At 60.6% G+C, this 254-nt stretch carries 1 pseudogene; it reads left to right on the forward strand.

Features of this window, described 5'->3' with window-relative positions:
• Positions 1-127, forward strand: a pseudogene (locus FV228_RS32805) (IS481 family transposase); the annotation flags it as partial.
• Between the last annotated feature and the right edge of the window lie 127 nt (positions 128-254).

Genomic DNA, 254 nt, shown 5'->3' on the forward strand with positions numbered 1-254 from the left:
CTACGGTCGCCGGCTGAAGACCCTGCGAGGCCTCACCCCCTACGAATTTATTTGCCAGACCTGGACGAAAGAGCCCGAACGCTTCAGGCTCGATCCGTCACACCACATGCCGGGACCAAACATCTAGTGGGATTGCCCCTGTTTGGTGGATACCGAGAACGCTTTCGCGTGAGGTGTTTGTCCAATGCCGAAGAGCCGTCCGCCTTACCCCATCGAGTTCCGCCGACAGATGGTCGAGTTGGCCCGCGCCGGGC

This window comes from Methylobacterium sp. WL18 (assembly GCF_008040015.1).
GTDB lineage: Bacteria > Pseudomonadota > Alphaproteobacteria > Rhizobiales > Beijerinckiaceae > Methylobacterium > Methylobacterium mesophilicum.